Consider the following 20,989-nt stretch of genomic DNA (forward strand, 5'->3'; position numbering starts at 1 on the left):
CGCCGGTCAGCCCTGGGTCAGGTCGCAGTCAGGCATCCAGCAGTTTGAGCATCTGGCAAAGGTCATGGCCGGTCATTTTCATGCCCAGTTCCTCAGTCAGCAGCATGGCCTGATAGAGATGGTGCCGCAGCATGGCGGTGCATTGGTCTTGCGACGATTGCACCATGTCTGCTGCAGAAGCGGTTTCGTATAGCAAGGCCGACATGCGCCGCTCCCACACCCGTTTTCCGTCCTTGATGGATGGAAATCATCGTTGGGAGAGAAAATCCTGCGCGGGCAGAATGTTCCCGCATTGCATGTTCTTGCATGGCTTACTGCAAAATCAACCGCCCAGCTTGCCTTTGATATCGGCACGCAACTGGTCCTTGCGCACTTTGCCGCTGGCGGTGCGGGGGAAATCTTGGACCAGTTCGAAGCGTTCGGGGATTTTCTGTTTGGCCATGCCCGATGCGCCGACGTGGGCGGCAAGGGCCACCGCGTCTGTATCGCCCGCAAGGATGACATAGGCGCAGACGCCTTCGCCCAGCCGGTCGTGCGGCATGGCGACGACGGCGGCTTCCTTTACCGCCGGGTGGGTGTGCAGCACGTCCTCGATTTCCTTGGCGGAGATATTCTCGCCACCCCGGATGATAAGGTCTTTCTTGCGCCCGGTGATGGTCACCGCGCCTTGGGCCGAGAGCACGCCAAGATCGCCTGTGCGGAAGAAGCCGTCCGCCGTGATCGCCTCGGCAGTCTGTTGGGCATCGGCGTAACCCATCATCATGGCCGGGCCGCGCGCCAGAATTTCGCCTTCCTGGCCCGCAGACAGCGGATTGTCTTCATGGTCAACGATGCGGACTTCGTAATCGACCACTTTGCCATCGGTGGTGGCGGCAAGCGTTTCGTCCTGCGGCCAGCCGAAAGTGACCAGCGGCACTTCGGATGCGCCGAACACGCGGAAAGCCTTGCAATTGTCGAACGCGGCATTGGCGGCGGGAATGAGGTCTGCCGGCACGGCTGCCCCGCCACAGGCAAAGAAGCGGAATGATGGCAGGCCAGTGCCGGCATCGCGCGCGGCAGCGGCCAGTTCCACCAGAAACGGCGTAGCAGCAACCGTGCCGACCAGATTGTGCTGCGCGATCAGCGCCATGGCATCGGCGGCGTTCCACGCCTCCATCAACACTGATCGGATACCGCAGATGAATGGCGCTTCAAGCCCGTTGGCATAGCCCGAAACGTGGGTGACGGGCGATGGCATCAACGTCGCTTCGCCTTCCATCAGGCCCCAGTGCTGCCCGCTGGTGGCGACGATGCGCTGCAAGGTGCAGTGGCTGTGCAGCACGCCCTTGGGCCGTCCGGTGGTGCCCGATGTGTAAAGCACCATCTTGACGCCCATCGGATCAACCGCAGGCGGATCGAATGCAAGGCCGCGCCCCTGTTCAACCAGCGCGGCAAAATCGTCTGGCCCATCGCCCCGCACGGTGAAGACATGCGCCAGATCGGGCAGCGATTGCTGGCAGCGGCGGGCCATGGCGGCGTAGTCCACCTTGCGGAAGACCTGCGGCACGAAGATGGCGGCGGCGTGGCAATCGCCCAGCATCATCGTCACTTCGGCATCGCGATAGATCGGCACGATGGGATTGACGACAAAGCCCGACAGCGCCGCAGACAGGTTTATCACCGCCGCTTCGCGCCAGTTCGGCACCTGAAACGCGATGACATCGCCCATGCGCAGCCCGCGTGCGTGCAGCGCGGCGGACAGCGCAGTGGCATCGGCCAGCACTTGCGCGAAAGTATATTGCCCCTCGCCATCGATGAAGCACACGAAATCGGGCGCGGCAGCGGCCCGTTCCTGCGCCAGATCGGCCAGCGTCTTGCGCTGCCATGCCTTACCTTTGGCAAAGGCAGCCTGGTGCGGGGCGGGAATCGGGAGCCAGTCCCACGGCTTTGCAATCCTCTCGTTCATGGCATCGCTTGTTCCAAGCACACCCCACCTCCGGCAATTGGCGAAAAGACGAGTAACCTGACCGCACAACCTAACCCCTGTCACAGCTTGGCCCTTGGGGCTGGGCAAGGCATGGTCAAACCTTGACCCGACCCAGCGGGCACGGAGAGGCACAAGTAGAATGAACCGCATCGAGCGCATCGGACACGTCGCGGAAATCATGCGCGATTATGTCGAGAACAAGCAGACCTTCCTGACTGACAGCACCAAGCGCGTGCCCGCGCGCAGCTATACCGACCCGGACCAGTGGAAAGCGGAGATGGAGCTGATCTTCAAGCGCGTCCCGCTTATGCTGGCATTCACCGCCGAATTGCCCAATGCGGGCGATTACAAGGCGATGGACGCGGTGGGCATGCCGGTGCTGATAAACCGCGACAAGGCGGGCAAAGTGCGCGCCTTCCTGAACGTGTGTTCGCACCGCGCCGCGCCGGTGGCCAGCGAAGGGCATGGCAATTGCCCGCGCTTTACCTGCAAGTATCATGGCTGGACCTATGGCCCGGACGGCAAGCTGATCGGCATTTCCGAAGCGAGCAAGTTTGGCGAAGTCCACAAATCCGAACTGGGCCTGCGCGAACTGCCATGTCAGGAAAAGGCCGGGATGATCTTCGTCGTGCTGACGCCCAATGCGCCGATTGATGTCGACACCTATTTCCGGGGTTTTCTGGACGATTTCGACGCGCTGGATTTTGGCAACTGGTCCTATATGGGCAGCCGCGTGATCGAAGGGGCAAACTGGAAGGTCGCCTATGACGGCTATCTGGAAGGCTATCACTTTGCATCGCTGCACCCCGAAACCATATTTCCGCGCACGCCATCCAACTGCATGCATTACGAAGGGTTCGGCCCGCACCAGCGCATCGGTTTTCCGCACCACAAGATTGCCGATGCGCTGAAGGATATCCCGCGCGAGGAATGGGGCACACAGGAAAACAACGGCTTCGATTTCGTGCGGATCATGTTCCCCAACGTGTCGGCCTTCATCGCGCCCGAAATCACCCAGGTTGCCCAGCTTTTCCCCGGACCGACGCCGGGCGAAAACCGAACCGTGCTGAATTATCTGCGCCGCGAACCCATCCGCGATGAAGAAGACCGCGCCAATGTGGAAGCGGCGATGAACTTCTTCCGCGACGTGACCTATACCGAAGATTACCTGATCGGGCTGGAAATCCAGAAAGGTCTGGAATCGGGCGCGCATGACGAACTGGTGTTCGGGCGCAACGAACGTGGCAACCAGTATTTCCACGAATGGCTGGACTGGTATCTTCAGGATGACGCGGACCTGCCCGAACCGACGATGTAAGCGGAAAAGGGCGCGATGAATCCGATCAGCCTTGCATCGGGCGTGGTGCCCGAATTTGGTGCGGTGGACACGATCGAGGCCGCCCGCACGGGCGGCTTCGATATGGTCGGGCTATGGGTGGACCCGGCGGAATGGACCGCGCAGGATACCCGCGATGCGCGCGGGGCGCTGGCCGCCACCGGGTTGCCGCTGCTGGATGTCGAAGTGATCTGGCTGAAACCGGACAGCGCCGATGACGATCATCGCAAGGTGATTGATGTGGGCGCGGAACTGGGCGCGGCCAATGTGCTGTGCGTATCGTCAGACCCCGATCATGCCCGCACGGCAGACCGGTTGGCCATGCTGTGCCGCCATGCCGAAGGATCGGGCATTCGAGTCGCGCTGGAATTCGGCATCTTTACCGAGGTCAAGGACCTGCGCGCCGCGCTTTCAGTGCTGGACCGGATTGACCATCCGTCAAAAGCGCTGCTGATCGACCCGATCCATGTCGACCGGTCAGGGTCATCGATTGCCAATATTGCCAAGGTCGATCCAGCGTTACTGCCTTATGCGCAGTTCTGCGATGCACCTGCAGTGCGGCCTAATCCTGACGATTTTGGCGCGGTCATCCACGATGCCATCAACCTGCGCGAACAGTGTGGCGAAGGGGCATTGCCGCTGGCCGCGCTTTATCATGCGCTGCCGCCGGGCATTCCGCTGGCGATAGAACTGCGGTCGCAAGCCTTGCGCGAAGCCTTTGCCCACCCTGCGTTGCGCGCCCGCGCCGTGGGCGATGCGACGCGCCGCTGGATGGAGCAACTGGCATGACCGTGACCGTGCTGACCCTGCTGAAACGCCGCGAAGGCATGAGCAAGGCCGATTTCATCGCCTATTACGAAAGCCGCCACCGCGTTATCGGGGAAAAGGTGCTGTCGGGTTGGGCCACGCGCTATGTCCGCCGCCATCTGCACCCGATGGATGGGGCGACCATGGACCATGATTTCGATGTGGTGCTGGAAATCGACTTTCCTGACCAGCAGACCTGCGATGCGTGTTTTGCCGCCATGGCAGACCCTGCGATCATGGCCGAGATTGTCGAGGACGAGGAGCGGCTGTTCGACCGGAGCCGGATGCGGACATACCGGATCGAGGAACACGCTTCGACCCTGCCATAACCGCATTCGCATTGCCCACAAAACCGGCTAGGCATGGCCGATGAGCCGCACGCCCTTGCGCCCCCGCAGCGCCTATCGCCACTTTTCGCCGGTCACCACGCGCTGGCATGACAACGACGTTTATGGCCACGTCAACAACGTGGTCTATTACGCATGGTTCGATACGGCGGTGAATGCATGGCTGCTGGATACGGGCCTGCTGGATATCGAGAACGGAAACCCTATCGGTCTGGTGGTGGAAACCGGGTGCCGTTATGCCGCATCGGTCTCGTTCCCGCAGAAGATCGAGATCGGCATTGCCGTCGCTCGCCTTGGATCAAGCAGCGTGACCTATCATCTGGGCGTGTTTGTCGAAGGGGCAGATGACGCCGCCGCCGAAGGCCATTTCACCCACGTCTATGTTGACCGCAACACGCGCCGCCCCACCCCTTTGCCAGAGGCGTGGCGGAACGTGTTGCTGACGATTGCCAGCGATCAGTCGGCGTAAACTGTGCGATAGGCGCGGCGCGTGAATTTCCATGCGCCGTCGATCTTGCGCAGTTCGTCGTTATAACGCCCCGTGGTGTGAATGCGCTTTTGCGTGGCGGGATCGTCGTAGATTTCGATGGTATAGGCGACCGCCGTGGCCCTATCGCCATCCACTTCGATCGACCCCGGCTGCATGAAATAGATCATCGGTTTGGTGCAATTATCAAGGCCATAGACCTTCATCGATTCCACCCAGCCATCGACGATCACCTTCTTGCCGACAAATGCGCCAAGATCGGGATAGTCGGGCAGTTCCCAATAGGCGTCATCCGCCCAGATCGACCCCCACAGGTCGGCATCCTTGGTCATCACGCCATGGGCGTGGGTGTCCATCAGTTCGCGGATCGCGGTGCGATCTTCAATCGGTCCGGTAAAAGGCATGGGCTTTGCTCCTTACCAGGCGTGGGGTTCGCCGTTCCATTTCAGGAAATCGCCAGAGGTTTCCAGCGTCCAGTCAGCGGCCACCTTGCGGATGCCAGCAGCGCTTTCGGTGGGGGTAATGTCAGCCCCGTCGCCGCCCATTTCAGTCTGCACCCAGCCTGGATGAACAAGGCCGACGATCACGCCCTTGTCCTTGAGGTCGATGGCAACCGAACGCATCGTGCGGTTCAGCGCAGCCTTGGCCCCGGCATAGGCGTAATATCCGCCATAGGGCCAGGTCGATGCGGCCAACTGGCTGGAAATGTTGATGACTTTCGACCCAGCGCCTAGACGCGGCAGGAACGCCTGCAGCACCCGCAGCGGGCCTTGCACCATGATGCGGAAAGTATCGTCCCACGCATCCCAATCGGCGCTTTCCAGTTCGGCGCCTTCCGGCCCGGCCACGCCCGCGACATTGTAAAGCACGTCCACCGCATCGCTGCCGCTGTCTGCCGCGCCTGCATTGACCGACGCGGTATCGCCCACGTCCATCTGATGCACGGTCAGCTTGCCGCCCGATGCAGCAGCAAGATCGGCCAGCGCGCTTGCGCCTTCGGGGTTGCGGACCAGTGCCAGCACGCGGTCACCCGCTTCGACATGCTGCCGTGTGATTTCAAGGCCAATGCCGCGCCCTGCGCCAGTGATTGCCACGGTTGCCATCTTGCGTTTTCTCCCAACTGGGCCGCGCGCCTGATTTGCGCGAGGCCATTTGATTGTGAATGTGCCGGGCACGGGCGCTGTCGCAAACTGTTCTTTCAGTGAGAAATCCGGCAGCCCTGCCGGATTGCTTGCAGGATCAATCGCGATAGAGTCGCCGCACGGTCTCAATCGTCAGCCGCAAGACCCGTTCCACCCGCTCCGGGCCGAACACCGGACGGTGCAGCAGCAGGCCCGAATGCACGGCAATGGCAAAATCGTTGCCCAGCTTCATCGCTTCCCACTGGTCGCGCCATTGCGGAAACGATTCGATCATTTCGGCAATCCACACTTCGTCATACCGGCGCGCGGCAGGTTCGAACGCGGCATTCAGTTCCGCATCGGTGCGCGCGGCCACGGCCAGTTCAAGATAGGCGGCATATTCGCGCGTCTGCACGCTGCGCCATGCCGCATCTGTTGCCAGTTCCACCAGTTCGGCATCACGGTGCTGCGCCATGGTGCCCAGATAATCTTCCAGAAACAGGTGCATGCGTTGATAGAAGACATGCTCCACCACGGCGGCGACCAGATCGATCCGGGTGGCAAAATGGTGGTGCATGGCCCCGCGCGACACCCCTGCCCGTTCCGAAACCTGCGCGGTGGACAGGCGGCCATAACCCCCTTCGACAAGGCAATCGGTGGCCGCTTCCAGCAGTTTCAGCCGGGTCAGACCCGATTTGCGCTGCTGCCAGCGCTGTGGTTCTTCGCGCATCGCGGCAGGGCGCATCGCCGCGAGCATCCGCTTTTGCATGGTGGAGCCAGCCCCCGTGCCCGTCGCTTTCCCTGAGCCTGTCGCTTCCATTGTCATTGTCCCGTCATGCCTGCGACCGGGCAGCAAGGCCTCCTGACAAAACGATCAGTAGGAATTGCGCGTCTGCAAGACCGATAAAACCGGCATCTTTGCCTGCAATAATGATTCGAACAATCAGGGCAGGCATTTGACGCGATATTTTCAACCGGGAGACAACTGATGGGCAAGATGGACGGCAAGGTCGCGCTGATTACCGGCGGCGCATCGGGCCTTGGCGCCGAAGACGCCCGCGTACTGGCGCGCGAAGGCGCAAAAGTTGTCATCACCGACATGCAGGTGGACCTTGGCGAACAGGTGGCCGCCGAAATTCCCGATTGCCTGTTCCTGCAGCATGATGTGCGCGACGAAGCGCGCTGGGCCGAAGTGGTGGCGCAAACCATCAGCCGCTTTGGCCGACTGGACACGCTGGTCAACAATGCAGGACTGGTGCGCTTCGGCACAGTTGAGGACCTTGCTTATGACGATTTTCGCCTGCAGATGGACGTGATGGTCAACGGCGCGTTTCTGGGCTGCAAGGCGGCGATCCCGCACATGAGCCGGGACGGATCGGGTTCGATCATCAACATGGCATCGGTTGCGGCGCTGAAAGGCATCAGCACCATTCCGGCTTATAGCGCGGCCAAGGCAGGCGTGATTGGCATGACCCGTTCCATCGCGGTGCACTGCCGCGAACAGGCCTATAAAATCCGCTGCAACGCCATTGCGCCGGGCGGCATCGTCACCCCGATGACCGCGCAGGCCCTTGCCCAGTTGCCGCAGGATGCCGCCGGGCTGGACCAGATCCAGAACCACGGCATGGGCCAGCCCAGCGACATTGCCAACATGGTGCTGTATCTGGCCTGCGACGATGGCCGCCACATCACCGGCACCACCATCACCATCGATAACGGCGAAACGATGGCCTGAGCGGCCATCGAACCCGGCGAGAGGGGGGCCTGAACGGCCATCCGGGGGCGCAATACCGTAAGGCGGGTCGCCCCCGTTCCCAAGTCAAACCCAGATCCTCAGCGCAGATTGTGTGCGCGCGACAGGATTCCTTCTGCACCGGTATCTTGTCGCAGGCGGCACGGACAAATTCCACGCCGACCTGATCGTTTGATTTTGGTGAGGAGCGGACATTATTGCCCTCCTTACGGATTTCCTCTGGCAATCTGTGAGCGCGCCGCAGCCTCTCTTACCTGAGCCTGATCTTCGGAATGTCGTCGAATGCGATAGTCAGAGCTAAAAAACTCATATGCTTCGCGCAGATGGGCGATGCCGTCTTGGTCGAAGCCTGATAATTCTGCATCGTCTATCGTGCCGAGAACGCAGTTCAGGAAGGCTGCATAGTCTGAGAGCGGAGTGGCCATGCCCCATCTTATGGACGCTCGCTGATATCCACAACGGGGCCAAACCGGACGTCTGAATTCGTCCATGCGGCGTACTGAACAAAAAAGGGGGGGGCTTGGGACAGGTGCCGAAGCCCCCATCCCTTGCCCCCCTTCAAGGTGGATCAACTTATCTGGCGGTCAGACCGTCAGAACTTGAAGCCGACAGTTGCGCCATATGTGCGCGGTTCCAGCGCCATGCCGAACGACCACAGACCGGCAACCGTAAAGGCGTGCGTGGTGGTCTTTTCGTTCAGCAGGTTGCGGCCGAAGACGCGCACGTAGGCCTTGGTGTCGTTCAGGTCGAAGTTGAGCGTGAGGCTGGCATCGACCAGATCCTGCGTGGTGGTGCGCACGCGGGCGTCGTTGCCGTTCACGGTCACGCCGGTTACCTGACCCGCACCATTGGTAGCAGCGGTCAGCGACTGGGCCGAAAGCTGTTCGTCATAGGGCGAGATGTGGCGCCAGCCGACATTGGCTGCAACTTCACCAAAGCTGGTGGGGTAGGTGTATTCCGCGCTGAGCGATGCGGTGAACTTCGGCGCATAGATCAGGCGGTTGGCCGAATAATCGAACGGAGCAAGGCCCGCACCGCAGCTATTCGCCGCGGCATTGGCGATTGCGCCACAGGTGACAAAGTTGCGGAAGTGCGAATCCATCACAGCGACCGAACCGGTCAGCTTGAAGCTGTCGGTCACGCGGAACGTGCCGTCAACTTCGACACCCTTGATGAGCGCGCCACCCGGCACGTTGCCGGTGACCGTCTGGTTGCCGGTGGGCCCACCAGGAACCGTGAGGTTCTGCTGCATGTCCTTATAGTCGGACACAAAGCCGGCAAGGTTCAGTTCCAGCTTGCGGTCAAACGCGGCCAGCTTCACACCCACTTCGTAAGCATCGACCGTTTCCGGCTGGAACGGGGTGCTGGCCGTAGCGGCAGTTGCTGCACGCGGGCTGAAACCGCCCGAACGATAGCCGCGCGACCACGAAGCATAGAGCATCAGGTCGTTGTTCGGGCGCCAGTCAAGACCCACCTTCGGAGTGAACTTGGTGAAATCGGCGTTGCCGGTGCCCACTGGTACGAACTGGGTGCGGGTAACATTGTCCGGATCAATCAGCTTGCCACCGGCAAAGCCGTTGAACAGCTGCTTGTTGTCGTGGCTCCAGCGGCCGCCGAACGACAGGCGAACGGTGTCGGCCAGCGCCCAGTTGAAGTCACCGAAGAAGGCATAGCTTTCGGTTTCGCCTTCGACATGCTGCGAGTTGAGATCGAACTGGGTCGGCGGGGTGTTGGGTGCGAAACCGAACACGCGCGACCATTGCGTCAGGTCATACTTCGACTTGAAGTAATAAGCACCGACAACATAGTCGAACCCGTCAAACAGCTTGCCCGCTGCGCGCAGCTCCTGGCTCCACTGTTCGTAGTGCTGGCGACGGTCGACATAATAGAGGTCGGTCGAAGACCCGTCGAAGTCCTGCGTCTGGGCTTCGGTGGTCTTGCGCCAGCCGGTGATCGACGTCAGCTTTACCGCATCAAGATCGTAGTTCAGTTCCAGCGTGGCGTCCGGCGCGCTGTAGGTGCTTTCTGCCGGTGCGCTGAAGACGGTGTAGAGATCGGTGGTGTTGTTACGATTGCATTCTGCCGCCGGGATCAGACCGCAGAAAACTTCGGTGCTGTTGGTCAGGTTCGACACCACGGGGTCGAACTTCTGCTTCACGTTTTCAATCGTGAACTGCGCTTCGAAGCCGGTGCCAGCAGGCGTGAACAGCACGCTGCCGCCATAGCTGTCGCCCTTGCTCCAGCCGCCGTTCTTGCCCTGAATGACGTTGTTATAGAAACCGTCGGTTTCATTGTGGAAATAGAATGCCTTGACGCCCCAGTTTTCGCCATCGCCATAGTTGGCAATCGCCTTGAGCGAGAGCGTGTTCCAGCGACCATAGGTGACCTCGGCCTTCATGCCGGGTTCCTTGGTCGGCTTGGACCGGGTGATGTTGATGACGCCGCCGATGGTGTTGGCGCCAAACAGCGTGCCCTGCGGGCCGCGCAGAACTTCGATCTGCGCGATGTCGAACGCATCCTGAAGCTGGCCGGTGTTGGTGCCGATGGTCACACCATCGACCACAACGCCCACGGTCGGCGTCTGCGACTTTTCGATGTCGGCATATGTCAGGCCGCGGATCGAGATATTGGCTGCCTGTGCGCCCGAATTCTGCTGCGTGATGAGCAGGCCCGGTGCCGCGCCCTGAAGGTCACCGATGTTCACGGCGGCCTTGGCTTCGAGCATCGCGGTGTTGACGGCGGTGATCGCAACCGGGGTGGACTGCAGCGTTTCCGAACGACGACGTGCGGTAACGATGATCGCACCGGTATCTTCGACGGTTTCTGCTGCCTGTTCAGCCTGCGGTTCGCCCTGCGCGTCGTCAGCTTCGGCTGCATAAGCAGGCAGCGAGACGGCGATGGCGGTGGTGGCAAGTGCAACGGCAATGATCCGCCGGTTGGCGAAGCTTCTCATGGTATCCTCCCTATAAGGGTTGCCTCACCCTATGTCGGGCGATGGTTCGTCGCTTTAATCGTCGCAGCCGGTTCTCGAACCAACTGCGACTTGTTACAGGTGTGTCCTGCGCGCCATGCTTCATCTTGAAACAGCCCCTGAAACAGTCGGCGGCCATTTTGATTAGCGAGCCATGCAGATGACCGTAAACCGTCGCTTCCTCCTTGCCCGTCGCCCGGTGGGCACGCCCGTTCCGGACGATTTTGCGCTGGTAGAACAACCGGTTCCCACCCCGCCAGCTGGCGGATTCGTGGTGCGCAACTGCTATGCCTCGCTTGATCCGGCACAGCGCGGATGGATGGACGATGCGCCCAGTTACATGCCTCCGATCCCCTTGGGCGATCCGGTGCGCGCCACCACCATCGGCGTGGTTGCCGCATCGGACACGCCCGATTTTGCCGTGGGAGACTGGGTAATGGGGCTGAACGGGCTGGAGGACTATTCGGTCAACCAGACCGGTGGCTTCACCATGAAGGTTGATACAGCGTTGGTCGATTCGCCATCACGGTTCCTGTCGGCCATGGGCGCGGTGGGCCTGACCGCCTATTTCGGGCTGACCGATGTGGCAAAACCGCAACCGGGTGAAACGCTGCTTGTATCGGGCGCGGCGGGTGCTGTGGGTTCCGCCGTGGGCCAGATCGGCAAGATCATGGGGTGCCGGGTCATCGGCATTGCAGGAGGCGCGGAAAAGTGCCGCCGCCTGACCGAAGACTACGGCTTCGACGTGGCCATCGACTACAAAGGCAAATCGGTGGGCCAGCTTGCCGCCGAAATCCGCGCCGCCGCACCGGACGGGGCAGACGTGGTGTTTGAAAACGTGGGCGGCACGGTGATGGAAGCCGAACTGCTGAACCTGGCCAAGAAAGCGCGAATCGTGCTGTGCGGGCTTATCAGCGAATACAACTCGCCCGAAAAGGTCGGCGTGCGCAATCTGTGGCAGGTGCTGGCCCAGCAGGCCACGATCTATGGCTATCTCATCATGGATTACGCACCCCGCTTTGCCGAGGGTGGCGCGGTGATGGCGGACTGGATGGCGCAGGGCCGCTTGCGCATTGATGAGGACGTTCAGGTAGGGCTTGAGAACGCCTATGACGCCTTCATGCGCCTGTTCAGCGGCGCGAACACCGGCAAGCTCGTGCTGAAGATCGCCGATGGCCTCTGATCGCCTGCTAGGCCGCAAGGCGTCGTCAGATCGCCTGCTAAGCCGCAAGGCCATTGTCACCGGTGCAGGATCGGGCATTGGCGCTGCGGTCGCCGCGCGGCTGCGGGCCGATGGTGCGCAGGTCTTTACCGCCGATGTGAAGGGCGATGTCGATTTCGTGGCCGACCTTGGCGCAGATGACGCCAACGCCGCGCTGGTGGAACAGGCGGTAAAGGCCATGGGCGGACTGGATACAGTGGTGCCCTGCGCCGGGATCAGCGCGTTTCATCCGCTGGAAGGGCATGACGATGCCTATTTCCGGCGCGTGCTGGATGTGAACCTGTTTGCCGTGTTCCGCCTTGTCCGCGATGCGGTGCCGCATCTGAAGGCGTCGGGCAACGGGCGCGTGGTGACCATCGGGTCCACCACGTCCAGTTATGGCGACGAAGGGCTGTGCGCCTATGCCGCATCCAAACATGCGGTGCTGGGCTTCACCAAATCCGTCGCGGCTGAACTGGGGCCGTTTGGCGTGACCGCCAATTGCGTGCAACCCGGAGCGATAGACACACCAATGACCGCGCCCGCCTTTACCCAGATGCCCGAATACCGCACCTTCTGGGAAAACAAGGCCCCCTTGCGCCGCCTTGGCCAGCCGCAGGACATTGCGGACGTCGTTGCCTTTTTGTGCAGCGACGACGCCCGATTCATGTCAGGCCATGGCCTGTTCGTGGATGGCGGCGCGATGGCGCGCCATTAAGGTCAGGCCTTGGTGCTGATCTCCACCGCCACGCGCTCGCCGCTTTCCATCGCTGCTTCCATGCCATAATCGACGCGGCGGGTGTGTTCGCCGGCAAAGTGCAGCACTTGCCATGGGTCGGTCATCGTGCGGCCAAAGGCGTTGACCTGGCCTGGCGCAAGGCTGAACCCGCAGCCAAGCTGGAACGGATCGGTCATCCAGTCCTTGTAGGTCTGCAGGCGGAGCGCACCCTTTGCCGCCGGACGCAGCCGCACCAGTTCGCGCAGGATGAAGCTTTCGGCCTCTTCATGCTGCATTCGTGACATGGCCTGCGCGACAAGGCCCACCATCACCACCATCGCGCGGTGGCGGCCTTCGCCGGGGTGGTTGTCGATGCCCCAGAACATGCCGATGGGACCATCGGTAGAGAACGAGGCGGGAAGCCCGTCTTCTTTCCAGAACGGCTTGTCCACGCTGAGATACATGCGCGCTGTGTTGGCATAGGGCATTTCGGTAATGGCGCGGCGTTGCAGCGGATTGTCGACGCTGGCGGTGATCGCGATCTTGCGCAGGATCGGGAACGGCACGGCAGACACCACGAAGCGCGACGAATAGGCCGTGCCGTCGGTTGTCGTCACGGTTGCCCCGGTTCCGGTCATGTCGATTCGCGAAACCGGGCTGTTCAACCGCACCACATTGCCAAGCTTGGCCGCCATGGCCAGCGGCAACAGGTTGGTGCCGCCCACGATATTGTTGATCGATGCCAGCCCGCTGATCTGCTGACGATCATTCACTTCGCCAAAGGGCTGCTGGCGGTCCTCCTGCGCTTCGGGCTTGCCCATGCGGCGGTCGGCCGCGCCGCGCGTTTCTTCCTGCCACATGCGCAGCATCGATGTTTCATCCAGACCGATGCCCGGTGCAGAATGGCGGGCCAGTTCGATGGCCGCATCGCTATACCCGTTCTGCTTCATCAACTGGCGCAGCGAAATATCGAGATTGGCATATTCCGGCTTCAGCCAGTCATCCACTTCCTTGAGCGGATTGAACTTGGCCGTGACCGCCTGCCCCATCAGAATCGGGTTGATCTTGCGTTCGTCGCCCACGGTCTTGTTCAGCGGGTTGCTGTCCCAAGTCTTGGGATCGATCCACTGGCCCTGCAAATATCCGCCAAAGGCCAGAAGATCACGGTCTTCGGGGATCAGCTTCAAACCATAACGCTGCACCGCATCCAGCACGCGGGCATAGCCACGGCCAATCTGGCTTGCGCCCACGTCAATCGGCCCGTCCATGGTCTGCACCGTGGAAACGCGCCCGCCCACACGGTCGCGCGCTTCGAGCACGACCACTTTCATGCCCACATCGGTCAGCATCTGGGCGGCGTGCATGCCCGAAAGCCCCGCGCCAATAATCACCACGTCGGCCTTTTCTGCAGCAAAGGCCATGCGCGGCAGGCCCAGAACAGCAGTGCCCGCCGCACCGGCGGCGAGGATATTGCGGCGAGTCAGCATTGTTCGATCTCCACAGGACGGCGCGGCCTTTGTTAAAACCAGCTTCAGGCATATCATTGCCGCCAGCCCCAAAACCTCCGCAACCACGCCTTCCCGACTGGTGGCCAGAACGCACGAATGCCATTCGTGCAGCACGAATGGCGCTGGAATCCGCAAGGCACCTGCGGCACTGTCTTGTGCCATGGCGACGATGACATTTCTGACGCGCAATTTCTGGGCATCGGACGAACCGCGCATTCTTGGGCTCACTCCCCGGCATGCGGCGGTCCATTACCTTGCCCTGCCGCTGCTGCTCGCGTTCCTGAGCGGGTGGCCGCAAGTGGGGCGGACGATGGCATGGCCCAAATATCATGCGCTGGCCTTCTGGGCGGGCATGTCGTTCGGCGGGTGGTGGATGAACGATCTGACCACGCGACTGATCGCACCGCGCCTGCGCCGGGCTGGCGCGCCGCTGCTGCTGACACTGCTGGCGGGCGTATTCCTTGCCGCCGTGCCATCCGATCTGGTGCTGCGCGCGTGGGTTCACACCTATTACGCGGCGTTCCCCCATCTGCCGCTGGACCGGCCCCTGCCCGGCCTTGATCTGGACGCGGCCAAGTTTCTTTCCACCCACTTCTATGGCTTTCTGACCTGGCCCTTGCTGAACCTTGGCATGTTCCATCTGTGGAAAGTGCCGTGCTTTGGCTACTGTCCGCCCGTGCCGCCATCGCCCGATCATTCGGCGGTCCTAATCCACGCTGGCAGACCCGCTTTCATGGCCAAGATCCACGCATCGGCACAGGGCAACGTCCGGGCGTTGAGCGCCGAACAACACTATTTGCGCGTCTACACCGACTGCGGCGAAGCGCTGATCCTTTACCGCCTGTCAGATGCCATGCGTGAACTGGGCGGGTTGGGCCTGCAGGTTCACCGCAGCCACTGGGTTGCCGCAGGCGCAGTGCAGGCCGTGGTCGGCCCCAAAACCGCACCCCGCCTGCAACTGGCAGGCGGGGTGGAAATACCGGTCAGCCGGTCATTCCGCCAATCGGTTGAAATGGCGGGCTTTCTAAAAGCCGAGGCCGATTACACCACGGCGCAGACGGTCTTCCATTCAAGGTAGTTTTCCAGTGCCTGCCTGCCGCTGTCGCGGCCCCAGCCCGATTGCTTGACGCCGCCGATGGCCAGCGATGCGTCATACATCGCGTGGCAGTTGATCCACACGGTGCCGGCCTTGATGTCGGACGCCATGCGGTGGGCGTTGCTGAAGCCTTCGGTCCAGACGCTGGCGGCCAGGCCATACTGGCTGTCGTTGGCGGCGGCGATGACTTCTTCAACATCGTCAAAGGCCTGTGCCACCAGAACCGGGCCGAACACTTCTTCCTGAACGATTTCCATGTCGGGGCGCACGTCGACGACCACGGTGGGCTGGATGAAAGTGCCTGCATCGCCAAAGCGTTCGCCGCCGGTCAGCATGGTTGCGCCTTGACCCTTGGCGCGCTGCAAAAAGCCTTCGACGCGCTCTGCATGGCGGGCAGAGACGACCGGACCCATCTGTGTTTCAGGGGCAAGGCCGTGGCCCACATTCAGGCCCTTGGCATAGGCGGCGACGCCTTCGACCACCTGATCGTGGATGGAACGGTGAACATAAAGCCGCGATCCGGCGATGCACACCTGTCCGCCGTTGAAATAGATGGCATTGGCAACGCCGGGAATCGCCAGCGAAAGATCGGCATCGGGCATGACGATCGAGGGCGATTTGCCCCCCAGCTCAAGCGTGACGCGCTTGAAATTGGTCTTGGCCGCGTCCAGCACCGCACGGCCCGTGGCGGTCGATCCGGTAAACGCGATCTTGTCGACGCCGGGGTGCGCGGCCAGTGCCGCACCGGTTTCACCGCCAAGCCCGGTGATGACGTTGATGACACCCGCCGGAACGCCCGCTTCGACCATCAGTTCGCCAAGGCGGATGGCGGTGAGCGAGGTGTCTTCAGCAGGTTTCAGGACCACGGTGCAACCGGCCGCCAGCGCCGGGGCCAGCTTCATCGCGGTCAGCACCAGCGGCGAATTCCACGGCACGATGGCGGCAACCACGCCCACCGCTTCGCGCACGGTCCATGACCGCATCTGCTTGCCCTCCGGCTGATAGTTGATCGAATTTTCGATCGTGCTGCCTTCAATCGCCATGGCTTGCCCCGCAAAGAAGCGGAACTGGGCGGCGGCACCGGGGATTTCGGCCCAGCGGCCCACAAACAACGGTTTGCCCTGATCGAGCGTTTCAAGCTCGGCCAGTTCATCGATGTTGGCTTCAATCAGATCCGCGATCTTCCACAGGATGCGCGCGCGTTCAGCCGGAACCGTGGCGGCCCAGCCCTTTTGCGCGGCACGGGCGGCAGCGACGGCAGTATCAACCTGTGCGGCACCGGCGGCGGGAATCTGCCCCAGTTCGATTCCCGTGGCGGGATCGACCGTGGCGAACGTGTTGGCTGCGCTGTGCCATTGCCCATCGATCAGCAGACCTTCCCCACGCGCGCGGCGATCAAGGAACGCGCGGACATCGGCACGAAGCGAAGCTGGATCGAACGAGAAGGACGGCGAAACCATGGGCGAAAAACTCCTTTGCGCTGACGCATTCCTATGGCGGGCGCGCCATGCCTTATCGGCCACGTCGCCAAAAAGCCGCTGGGCGGATAGAGTTATCCGCAAAAGCACTTTCACGTTCAAGGCAAGTTAGCCACAACACCGCATACGGGCCGTCACGTTGATCGGTCCAAAGCCATTTTATCGACAGCCGGAAAGCTGCATCCGCCAAAAGCGGACTGTGTGCCGACCGGAACCGGACATAGCCATTAAGGCACAGTCAGATGGGGAACGCATGACCTATCGTTTGGGTGTGGACGTCGGCGGGACGTTCACCGATCTGCTTCTTTTCAACCAGGAAACCGGCGAGTTCTGGCGCAACAAGACGCCATCGACTCCGCATGACAGTTCCGAAGGCATCCTGAACGGGGTGACGGCGATCTGCGACAAGGCCGGAATCAGCCCTGCCGATGTGGAATTTTTCCTGCACGGCACCACGGTTGCGACCAACGCCGTGCTGGAAGGCAAGGGCGCGCGCGTCGGCCTCATCACCTCTGACGGCTATCGTCAGGTGATGCAGATTGCCCGCAGCTTCGTGCCCGGCGGTCTTGCTGGCTGGATCGTATGGCCCAAGCCCGTGCCGCTGGCCGCGCTGGAAGACACCATCGAAGTCAAGGGCCGCATGGACGCGCAAGGGCGCGAGCTGGAAGCGCTGGACGAAGCGCAGGTGCGCGAAGCCCTTGTCGCGCTGCGCGACAGCGGCGTTGAAGCGCTGACCATCAGCCTGATGAACGCATACCTGAACGGCGCGCACGAAAAGCGTATCGGTGAACTGGCAGCGGAAATCATGCCCGGCGTGCCGATGTCGCTTTCCCACGAAGTCCTGCCCGAAATGCAGGAATACGAACGCACCCTGACCACGGTGGCCAACGCCGCGGTGCGTCCGGTGGTGGGCAAATATGTGCGCAACCTGCGCGACCGGTTGCGCGGTGCGGGCATGGCAGGTTCGCTGTCGCTGCTGCGGTCTGATGGCGGGCTGATGTCTTCCGAAAAGTCGGAAGAACATCCCGTGTCGCTGCTTATGTCCGGCCCGGCGGGCGGCGTTACCGGCGCAATCTGGGTGGGTCGCAACGGCGGCATCAAGAACATCCTGACGCTGGACGTTGGCGGTACATCGACCGACGTTGCGCTGATCGAAAACCTTGAAGCGCGTCGCCAGCGCACGACCGAAGTGGGCCACCTTTCGGTGCGCGCATCGGCGCTGGACGTAAAGACCGTGGGCGCAGGCGGGGGTTCCATCGCCTATGTGCCCGAACTGACCGGCGCGCTGCGCGTTGGCCCGCAATCGGCGGGCGCGGTTCCCGGCCCTGTGGCCTATAGCAAGGGCGGCACGCTGCCGACCGTGACCGACGCCAACGTGGTGCTGGGCTATCTGCCCGAAAACCTGCTGGGCGGCACGTTCAAGCTTGACCGCGAAGGCGCGAAGAAGGCCGTGCAGACCATTGCCGATGCACTGGGCATCGGCCTTATGGAAGCGGCACGCGGCATCATCGACATCGTGAACGAAAACATGTTCGGCGCGCTGCGCATGATCTCGGTCCAGCAGGGCTATGACCCGCGTGACTTTGCGGTGATGGGCTTTGGTGGTGCAGGTCCGCTGCACGTCAATGCCGTGGCCAAGCTGATGGGTTCGTGGCCTGCGGTTTCGCCGGTTTCGCCGGGCGTGTTGTGCGCGCTGGGCGATGCGACGACGCGGATGCGCACCGAAACCGCACGTTCGTTCAGCCGCCGCGTGGACGAAACGGACGAAGCCGAAGTGCTGGCACTGCTGGATGAAATGGCCGCGCAGACCCGTTCGGAACTGACCGCCGAAGGCATTTCCGATGCTGACGTGACCAGCCAGTTCGAACTGGACATCCGTTACGAGGGGCAAGCCTTCGAAGTGCCGCTTTCCATCGACGCAGACGTGCTGCGCCGCGATGGCTTGAAGGGCGTGACCGACCGGTTTGACGCCGAACACAAGCGCCTGTTCACGTTCAACATGGATTCGGCGCACGAACTGGTGAACCTGCGCGCCGTGGCGATGGGGCCTGCACTCGATCTGCCCGCCCCCGCGCTGGAACAGGGCGATGGCAACCCGATTGCGGCCAAGGTCCGCGACCATGAACTGTGGGCCGATGGCGCCATGGTTCCGGCAGTAATCTATGACCGCGCCAAGCTGCGTGCGGGGGATATCATCCCCGGCCCGGCCATCGTGACGGAAATGGATTCCACCACGCTGATCGAAGCCGGCTGCACCGGCACTGTCGACCATGTCGGCAACATCCTGATCCATCTCGCCTGAGGGAGGCAGACACATGCCCGCACAGATCATCCAGGCTAATGAAACGCCCTTTGCCACCGTTCCGGTCGATCCGGTAACACTGGACATCATCGAAAACGCGCTGCGCAATGCGCGTATCGAAATGGACGCCACGCTTGTCCGCACCGCGATGTCGCCCGGCATCCGCGAACAGGGAGACGCCTTCCCGCTCATCGCCGATCACACCGGCAAGATGATCGTCGGCCAGTTCGGTTCGTACATCGGCCCGTTCCTTGACGGTTACGATGGCACGGTCGAAGAGGGCGACCTTATCTTCCTGTCCGACCCTTATTCGGTGCAGGGCGCAATCAGCCACTCGAACGACTGGCTGGTGCTGCTGCCGGTGTTCAAGGATGGCCGCCTGATCGCCTATACCTCGATGTTCGGGCACCAGTCCGACATCGGCGGCATGGTGCCGGGGTCGATGCCGATCCACGCCACGTCGATCTTCCAGGAAGGCGTGCGCATTCCGCCCGTCAAGATCTGGAAGAAGGGCGAATACAACGAAGACCTGATCCGTCTGGTCATGCACCAGACCCGCACCCCGGACTGGTGCAAGGCCGACCTTAACGCCCTGATCGCATCGTGCCGCGTGGCTGCCCGCCGCGTCTATGAAATGGCCGTGCGCTTTGGCGACGATGTGTTCACGTCGGCCACCACCATGCTGCTGGAGCGCAACCACCGCGCGATGAAGCAGTTGATTCAAAGCTCGATCAGCGAAGAGCCGGTCAGCTTCGAAGACTACATCTGTGACGATGGCATGGGCTTTGGCCCCTACAAGATCAAGTGCACGATGTGGCGCGAAGATGGCCGCGTTGTCCTGGATTTTGCAGGTACCGACCCGCAGAGCCAGGCATCGATCAACATGCTGCTGAACGAGAACATGATGCGCATGTTCTTCGGCATCTACATGATCATGATCTTCGATCCGCAGATCCTGTTCAACGACGGCTATTACGACCTGATCGATGTGCGCATCCCCGAAGGTTCGCTGCTGAAGCCGAAGTTCCCCGCCGCCCTTTCGGGCCGCACCCACGTTCTGGGCCGCCTGTTCGACATTCTGGGCGGTCTGCTGGGCCAGAAGACGCCGGAATTCCTGAACGCAGCGGGCTTCTCGTCCAGCCCCCACCTGTTTTATGCAGGCACGGACAAGCAGGGCAAATGGTTCCAGTTGTTCCAGATCGGCTTTGGCGGCATTCCGGGCCGTCCGCTGGGCGATGGCCCTGACGGGCACTCGCTGTTCCCCGGCTTTACCAACGTGCCGAACGAGTTCCTTGAACGCTACTTCCCGCTGGTCATCGAACGCTATGAAACCGTGGCCGACAGCGGCGGCGCAGGCCTGCACCGTGGCGGCAACGGGATCGACATGGTCTATCGCTTCCTGGAAGCAGGTACCATTGCCATCCACGATGACCGCTGGTTCGTGCCGCCATGGGGCGTGAACGGTGGCGAACCGGGTGCCCGCGCGCGCAAGGTTCTGGTCAAGGCCGATGGCACCGAAGTGGTCGTCGGCAACAAGATCGAGGACTATCCGGTGGAACCGGGTGACCGCCTGCACTTCATCACCTGGGGCGGTGGCGGCTGGGGCGACCCGCTGGACCGTGATCCGGCGCTGCTGGCCAAGGAACTGGCGCAGGGTCTGGTCACCGAAAAGGGCGCGCTGCGTTATGGTGTGGTGCTGAAGGATGGCGCGGTTGACACTGCGGCAACCGATGCGCTGCGCGCCAAGATGCGAAGCGAACGTGGCGAAATGGGCGTGTTCAACTTCGGTCCCGATATTGAAACGCTGCGCGCCAACTGCCTTGCCGAAACCGGTCTGCCCGCACCCACTCCGCCTCGCTGGGCGAATGCGGACGAGCTGGCCGAGGCTGCCGAATAAA

Annotated in this window: 19 protein-coding genes; 10 read left to right on the top strand and 9 right to left on the bottom strand. The window is 61.9% G+C overall.

Annotated features, from left to right (window positions below; all coding sequences use genetic code 11):
• Positions 1-28: 28 nt before the first annotated feature.
• Positions 29-205 carry a hypothetical protein gene (locus tag OVA07_RS16985; protein WP_268172865.1) on the bottom strand — a complete coding sequence of 59 codons (177 nt, stop codon included), beginning with the start codon at positions 203-205 and terminating at the stop codon, positions 29-31.
• A 117-nt stretch (positions 206-322) separates the two neighbouring features.
• The gene (locus tag OVA07_RS16990) at positions 323-1,945 is read right to left on the bottom strand and encodes an AMP-binding protein (protein ID WP_268172866.1); all 1,623 of its coding nucleotides are present in this window, start codon (positions 1,943-1,945) and stop codon (positions 323-325) included.
• Positions 1,946-2,105: 160 nt separating this feature from the next.
• Here OVA07_RS16990 and OVA07_RS16995 point away from each other — a divergent pair, with 160 nt between their 5' ends.
• Genes OVA07_RS16995 through OVA07_RS17010 form a run of 4 tightly spaced genes read left to right on the top strand, consistent with a single transcriptional unit; the run spans position 2,106 to position 4,925 of the window.
• Positions 2,106-3,284, top strand: a complete 1,179-nt coding sequence (locus tag OVA07_RS16995) for an aromatic ring-hydroxylating oxygenase subunit alpha (protein ID WP_268172867.1) — start codon at positions 2,106-2,108, stop codon at positions 3,282-3,284.
• Positions 3,285-3,299: 15 nt separating this feature from the next.
• Positions 3,300-4,091 carry a sugar phosphate isomerase/epimerase family protein gene (locus OVA07_RS17000; protein ID WP_268172868.1) on the top strand — a complete coding sequence of 264 codons (792 nt, stop codon included), beginning with the start codon at positions 3,300-3,302 and terminating at the stop codon, positions 4,089-4,091.
• On the top strand, positions 4,088-4,438 hold the full coding sequence (locus OVA07_RS17005) for an EthD domain-containing protein (protein ID WP_268172869.1): 351 nt from the start codon (positions 4,088-4,090) through the stop codon (positions 4,436-4,438). Before OVA07_RS17000 ends, OVA07_RS17005 begins: the two co-directional genes overlap by 4 nt.
• A gap of 40 nt (positions 4,439-4,478) precedes the next feature.
• The gene (locus OVA07_RS17010; protein WP_268172870.1) at positions 4,479-4,925 is read left to right on the top strand and encodes an acyl-CoA thioesterase; all 447 of its coding nucleotides are present in this window, start codon (positions 4,479-4,481) and stop codon (positions 4,923-4,925) included.
• On the opposite strand, the gene OVA07_RS17015 is transcribed toward OVA07_RS17010, so the two are convergent.
• The 3 genes from OVA07_RS17015 to OVA07_RS17025 all read right to left on the bottom strand — a co-directional run bounded on the left by OVA07_RS17015 (position 4,913) and on the right by OVA07_RS17025 (position 6,884).
• The gene (locus OVA07_RS17015; protein WP_268172871.1) at positions 4,913-5,347 is read right to left on the bottom strand and encodes a nuclear transport factor 2 family protein; all 435 of its coding nucleotides are present in this window, start codon (positions 5,345-5,347) and stop codon (positions 4,913-4,915) included. The genes OVA07_RS17010 and OVA07_RS17015 overlap by 13 nt on opposite strands.
• A gap of 12 nt (positions 5,348-5,359) precedes the next feature.
• Positions 5,360-6,046 (bottom strand): SDR family NAD(P)-dependent oxidoreductase, encoded by a 687-nt coding sequence (locus OVA07_RS17020; protein ID WP_268172872.1) that lies wholly within the window; start codon positions 6,044-6,046, stop codon positions 5,360-5,362.
• A 136-nt stretch (positions 6,047-6,182) separates the two neighbouring features.
• Positions 6,183-6,884 carry a TetR/AcrR family transcriptional regulator gene (locus OVA07_RS17025; RefSeq protein WP_268172873.1) on the bottom strand — a complete coding sequence of 234 codons (702 nt, stop codon included), beginning with the start codon at positions 6,882-6,884 and terminating at the stop codon, positions 6,183-6,185.
• A 168-nt stretch (positions 6,885-7,052) separates the two neighbouring features.
• On the opposite strand from OVA07_RS17025, the gene OVA07_RS17030 reads away from it, so the two are divergent.
• Positions 7,053-7,799 carry an SDR family oxidoreductase gene (locus OVA07_RS17030; RefSeq protein ID WP_268172874.1) on the top strand — a complete coding sequence of 249 codons (747 nt, stop codon included), beginning with the start codon at positions 7,053-7,055 and terminating at the stop codon, positions 7,797-7,799.
• 224 nt (positions 7,800-8,023) lie between these two features.
• Here the strand turns inward: OVA07_RS17030 and OVA07_RS17035 are convergent, their stop codons facing one another.
• Both OVA07_RS17035 and OVA07_RS17040 read right to left on the bottom strand, forming a co-directional pair.
• Positions 8,024-8,242 carry a hypothetical protein gene (locus OVA07_RS17035; RefSeq protein ID WP_268172875.1) on the bottom strand — a complete coding sequence of 73 codons (219 nt, stop codon included), beginning with the start codon at positions 8,240-8,242 and terminating at the stop codon, positions 8,024-8,026.
• 167 nt (positions 8,243-8,409) lie between these two features.
• Positions 8,410-10,770: a TonB-dependent receptor gene (locus OVA07_RS17040; RefSeq protein ID WP_268172876.1), complete on the bottom strand. Its 2,361-nt coding sequence runs from the start codon at positions 10,768-10,770 to the stop codon at positions 8,410-8,412.
• Positions 10,771-10,948: 178 nt separating this feature from the next.
• On the opposite strand from OVA07_RS17040, the gene OVA07_RS17045 reads away from it, so the two are divergent.
• Together OVA07_RS17045 and OVA07_RS17050 are read left to right on the top strand one after the other, a co-directional pair.
• A complete protein-coding gene (locus OVA07_RS17045) occupies positions 10,949-11,971 on the top strand; it encodes an NADP-dependent oxidoreductase (RefSeq protein WP_268173280.1) in 1,023 nt (340 codons plus the stop codon).
• Positions 11,961-12,707, top strand: a complete 747-nt coding sequence (locus OVA07_RS17050; protein WP_268172877.1) for an SDR family NAD(P)-dependent oxidoreductase — start codon at positions 11,961-11,963, stop codon at positions 12,705-12,707. The genes OVA07_RS17045 and OVA07_RS17050 overlap by 11 nt, the downstream gene beginning before the upstream one ends.
• Positions 12,708-12,709: 2 nt before the next feature.
• On the opposite strand, the gene OVA07_RS17055 is transcribed toward OVA07_RS17050, so the two are convergent.
• A complete protein-coding gene (locus tag OVA07_RS17055; protein WP_268172878.1) occupies positions 12,710-14,194 on the bottom strand; it encodes a flavin monoamine oxidase family protein in 1,485 nt (494 codons plus the stop codon).
• Between the two features lie 190 nt (positions 14,195-14,384).
• On the opposite strand from OVA07_RS17055, the gene OVA07_RS17060 reads away from it, so the two are divergent.
• Positions 14,385-15,293: a LytTR family DNA-binding domain-containing protein gene (locus OVA07_RS17060; RefSeq protein WP_268172879.1), complete on the top strand. Its 909-nt coding sequence runs from the start codon at positions 14,385-14,387 to the stop codon at positions 15,291-15,293.
• On the opposite strand, the gene OVA07_RS17065 is transcribed toward OVA07_RS17060, so the two are convergent.
• Positions 15,257-16,771 carry an aldehyde dehydrogenase family protein gene (locus tag OVA07_RS17065; protein ID WP_268172880.1) on the bottom strand — a complete coding sequence of 505 codons (1,515 nt, stop codon included), beginning with the start codon at positions 16,769-16,771 and terminating at the stop codon, positions 15,257-15,259. The genes OVA07_RS17060 and OVA07_RS17065 overlap by 37 nt on opposite strands.
• A gap of 271 nt (positions 16,772-17,042) precedes the next feature.
• Here OVA07_RS17065 and OVA07_RS17070 point away from each other — a divergent pair, with 271 nt between their 5' ends.
• Positions 17,043-19,091, top strand: coding sequence for a hydantoinase/oxoprolinase family protein (locus OVA07_RS17070; RefSeq protein ID WP_268172881.1), 2,049 nt, complete (start codon positions 17,043-17,045; stop codon positions 19,089-19,091).
• 13 nt (positions 19,092-19,104) lie between these two features.
• Positions 19,105-20,988, top strand: coding sequence for a hydantoinase B/oxoprolinase family protein (locus OVA07_RS17075; RefSeq protein WP_268172882.1), 1,884 nt, complete (start codon positions 19,105-19,107; stop codon positions 20,986-20,988).
• Position 20,989 lies beyond the last annotated feature (1 nt).

The sequence above is a fragment of the Novosphingobium sp. SL115 genome, assembly GCF_026672515.1.
Lineage (GTDB): Bacteria > Pseudomonadota > Alphaproteobacteria > Sphingomonadales > Sphingomonadaceae > Novosphingobium.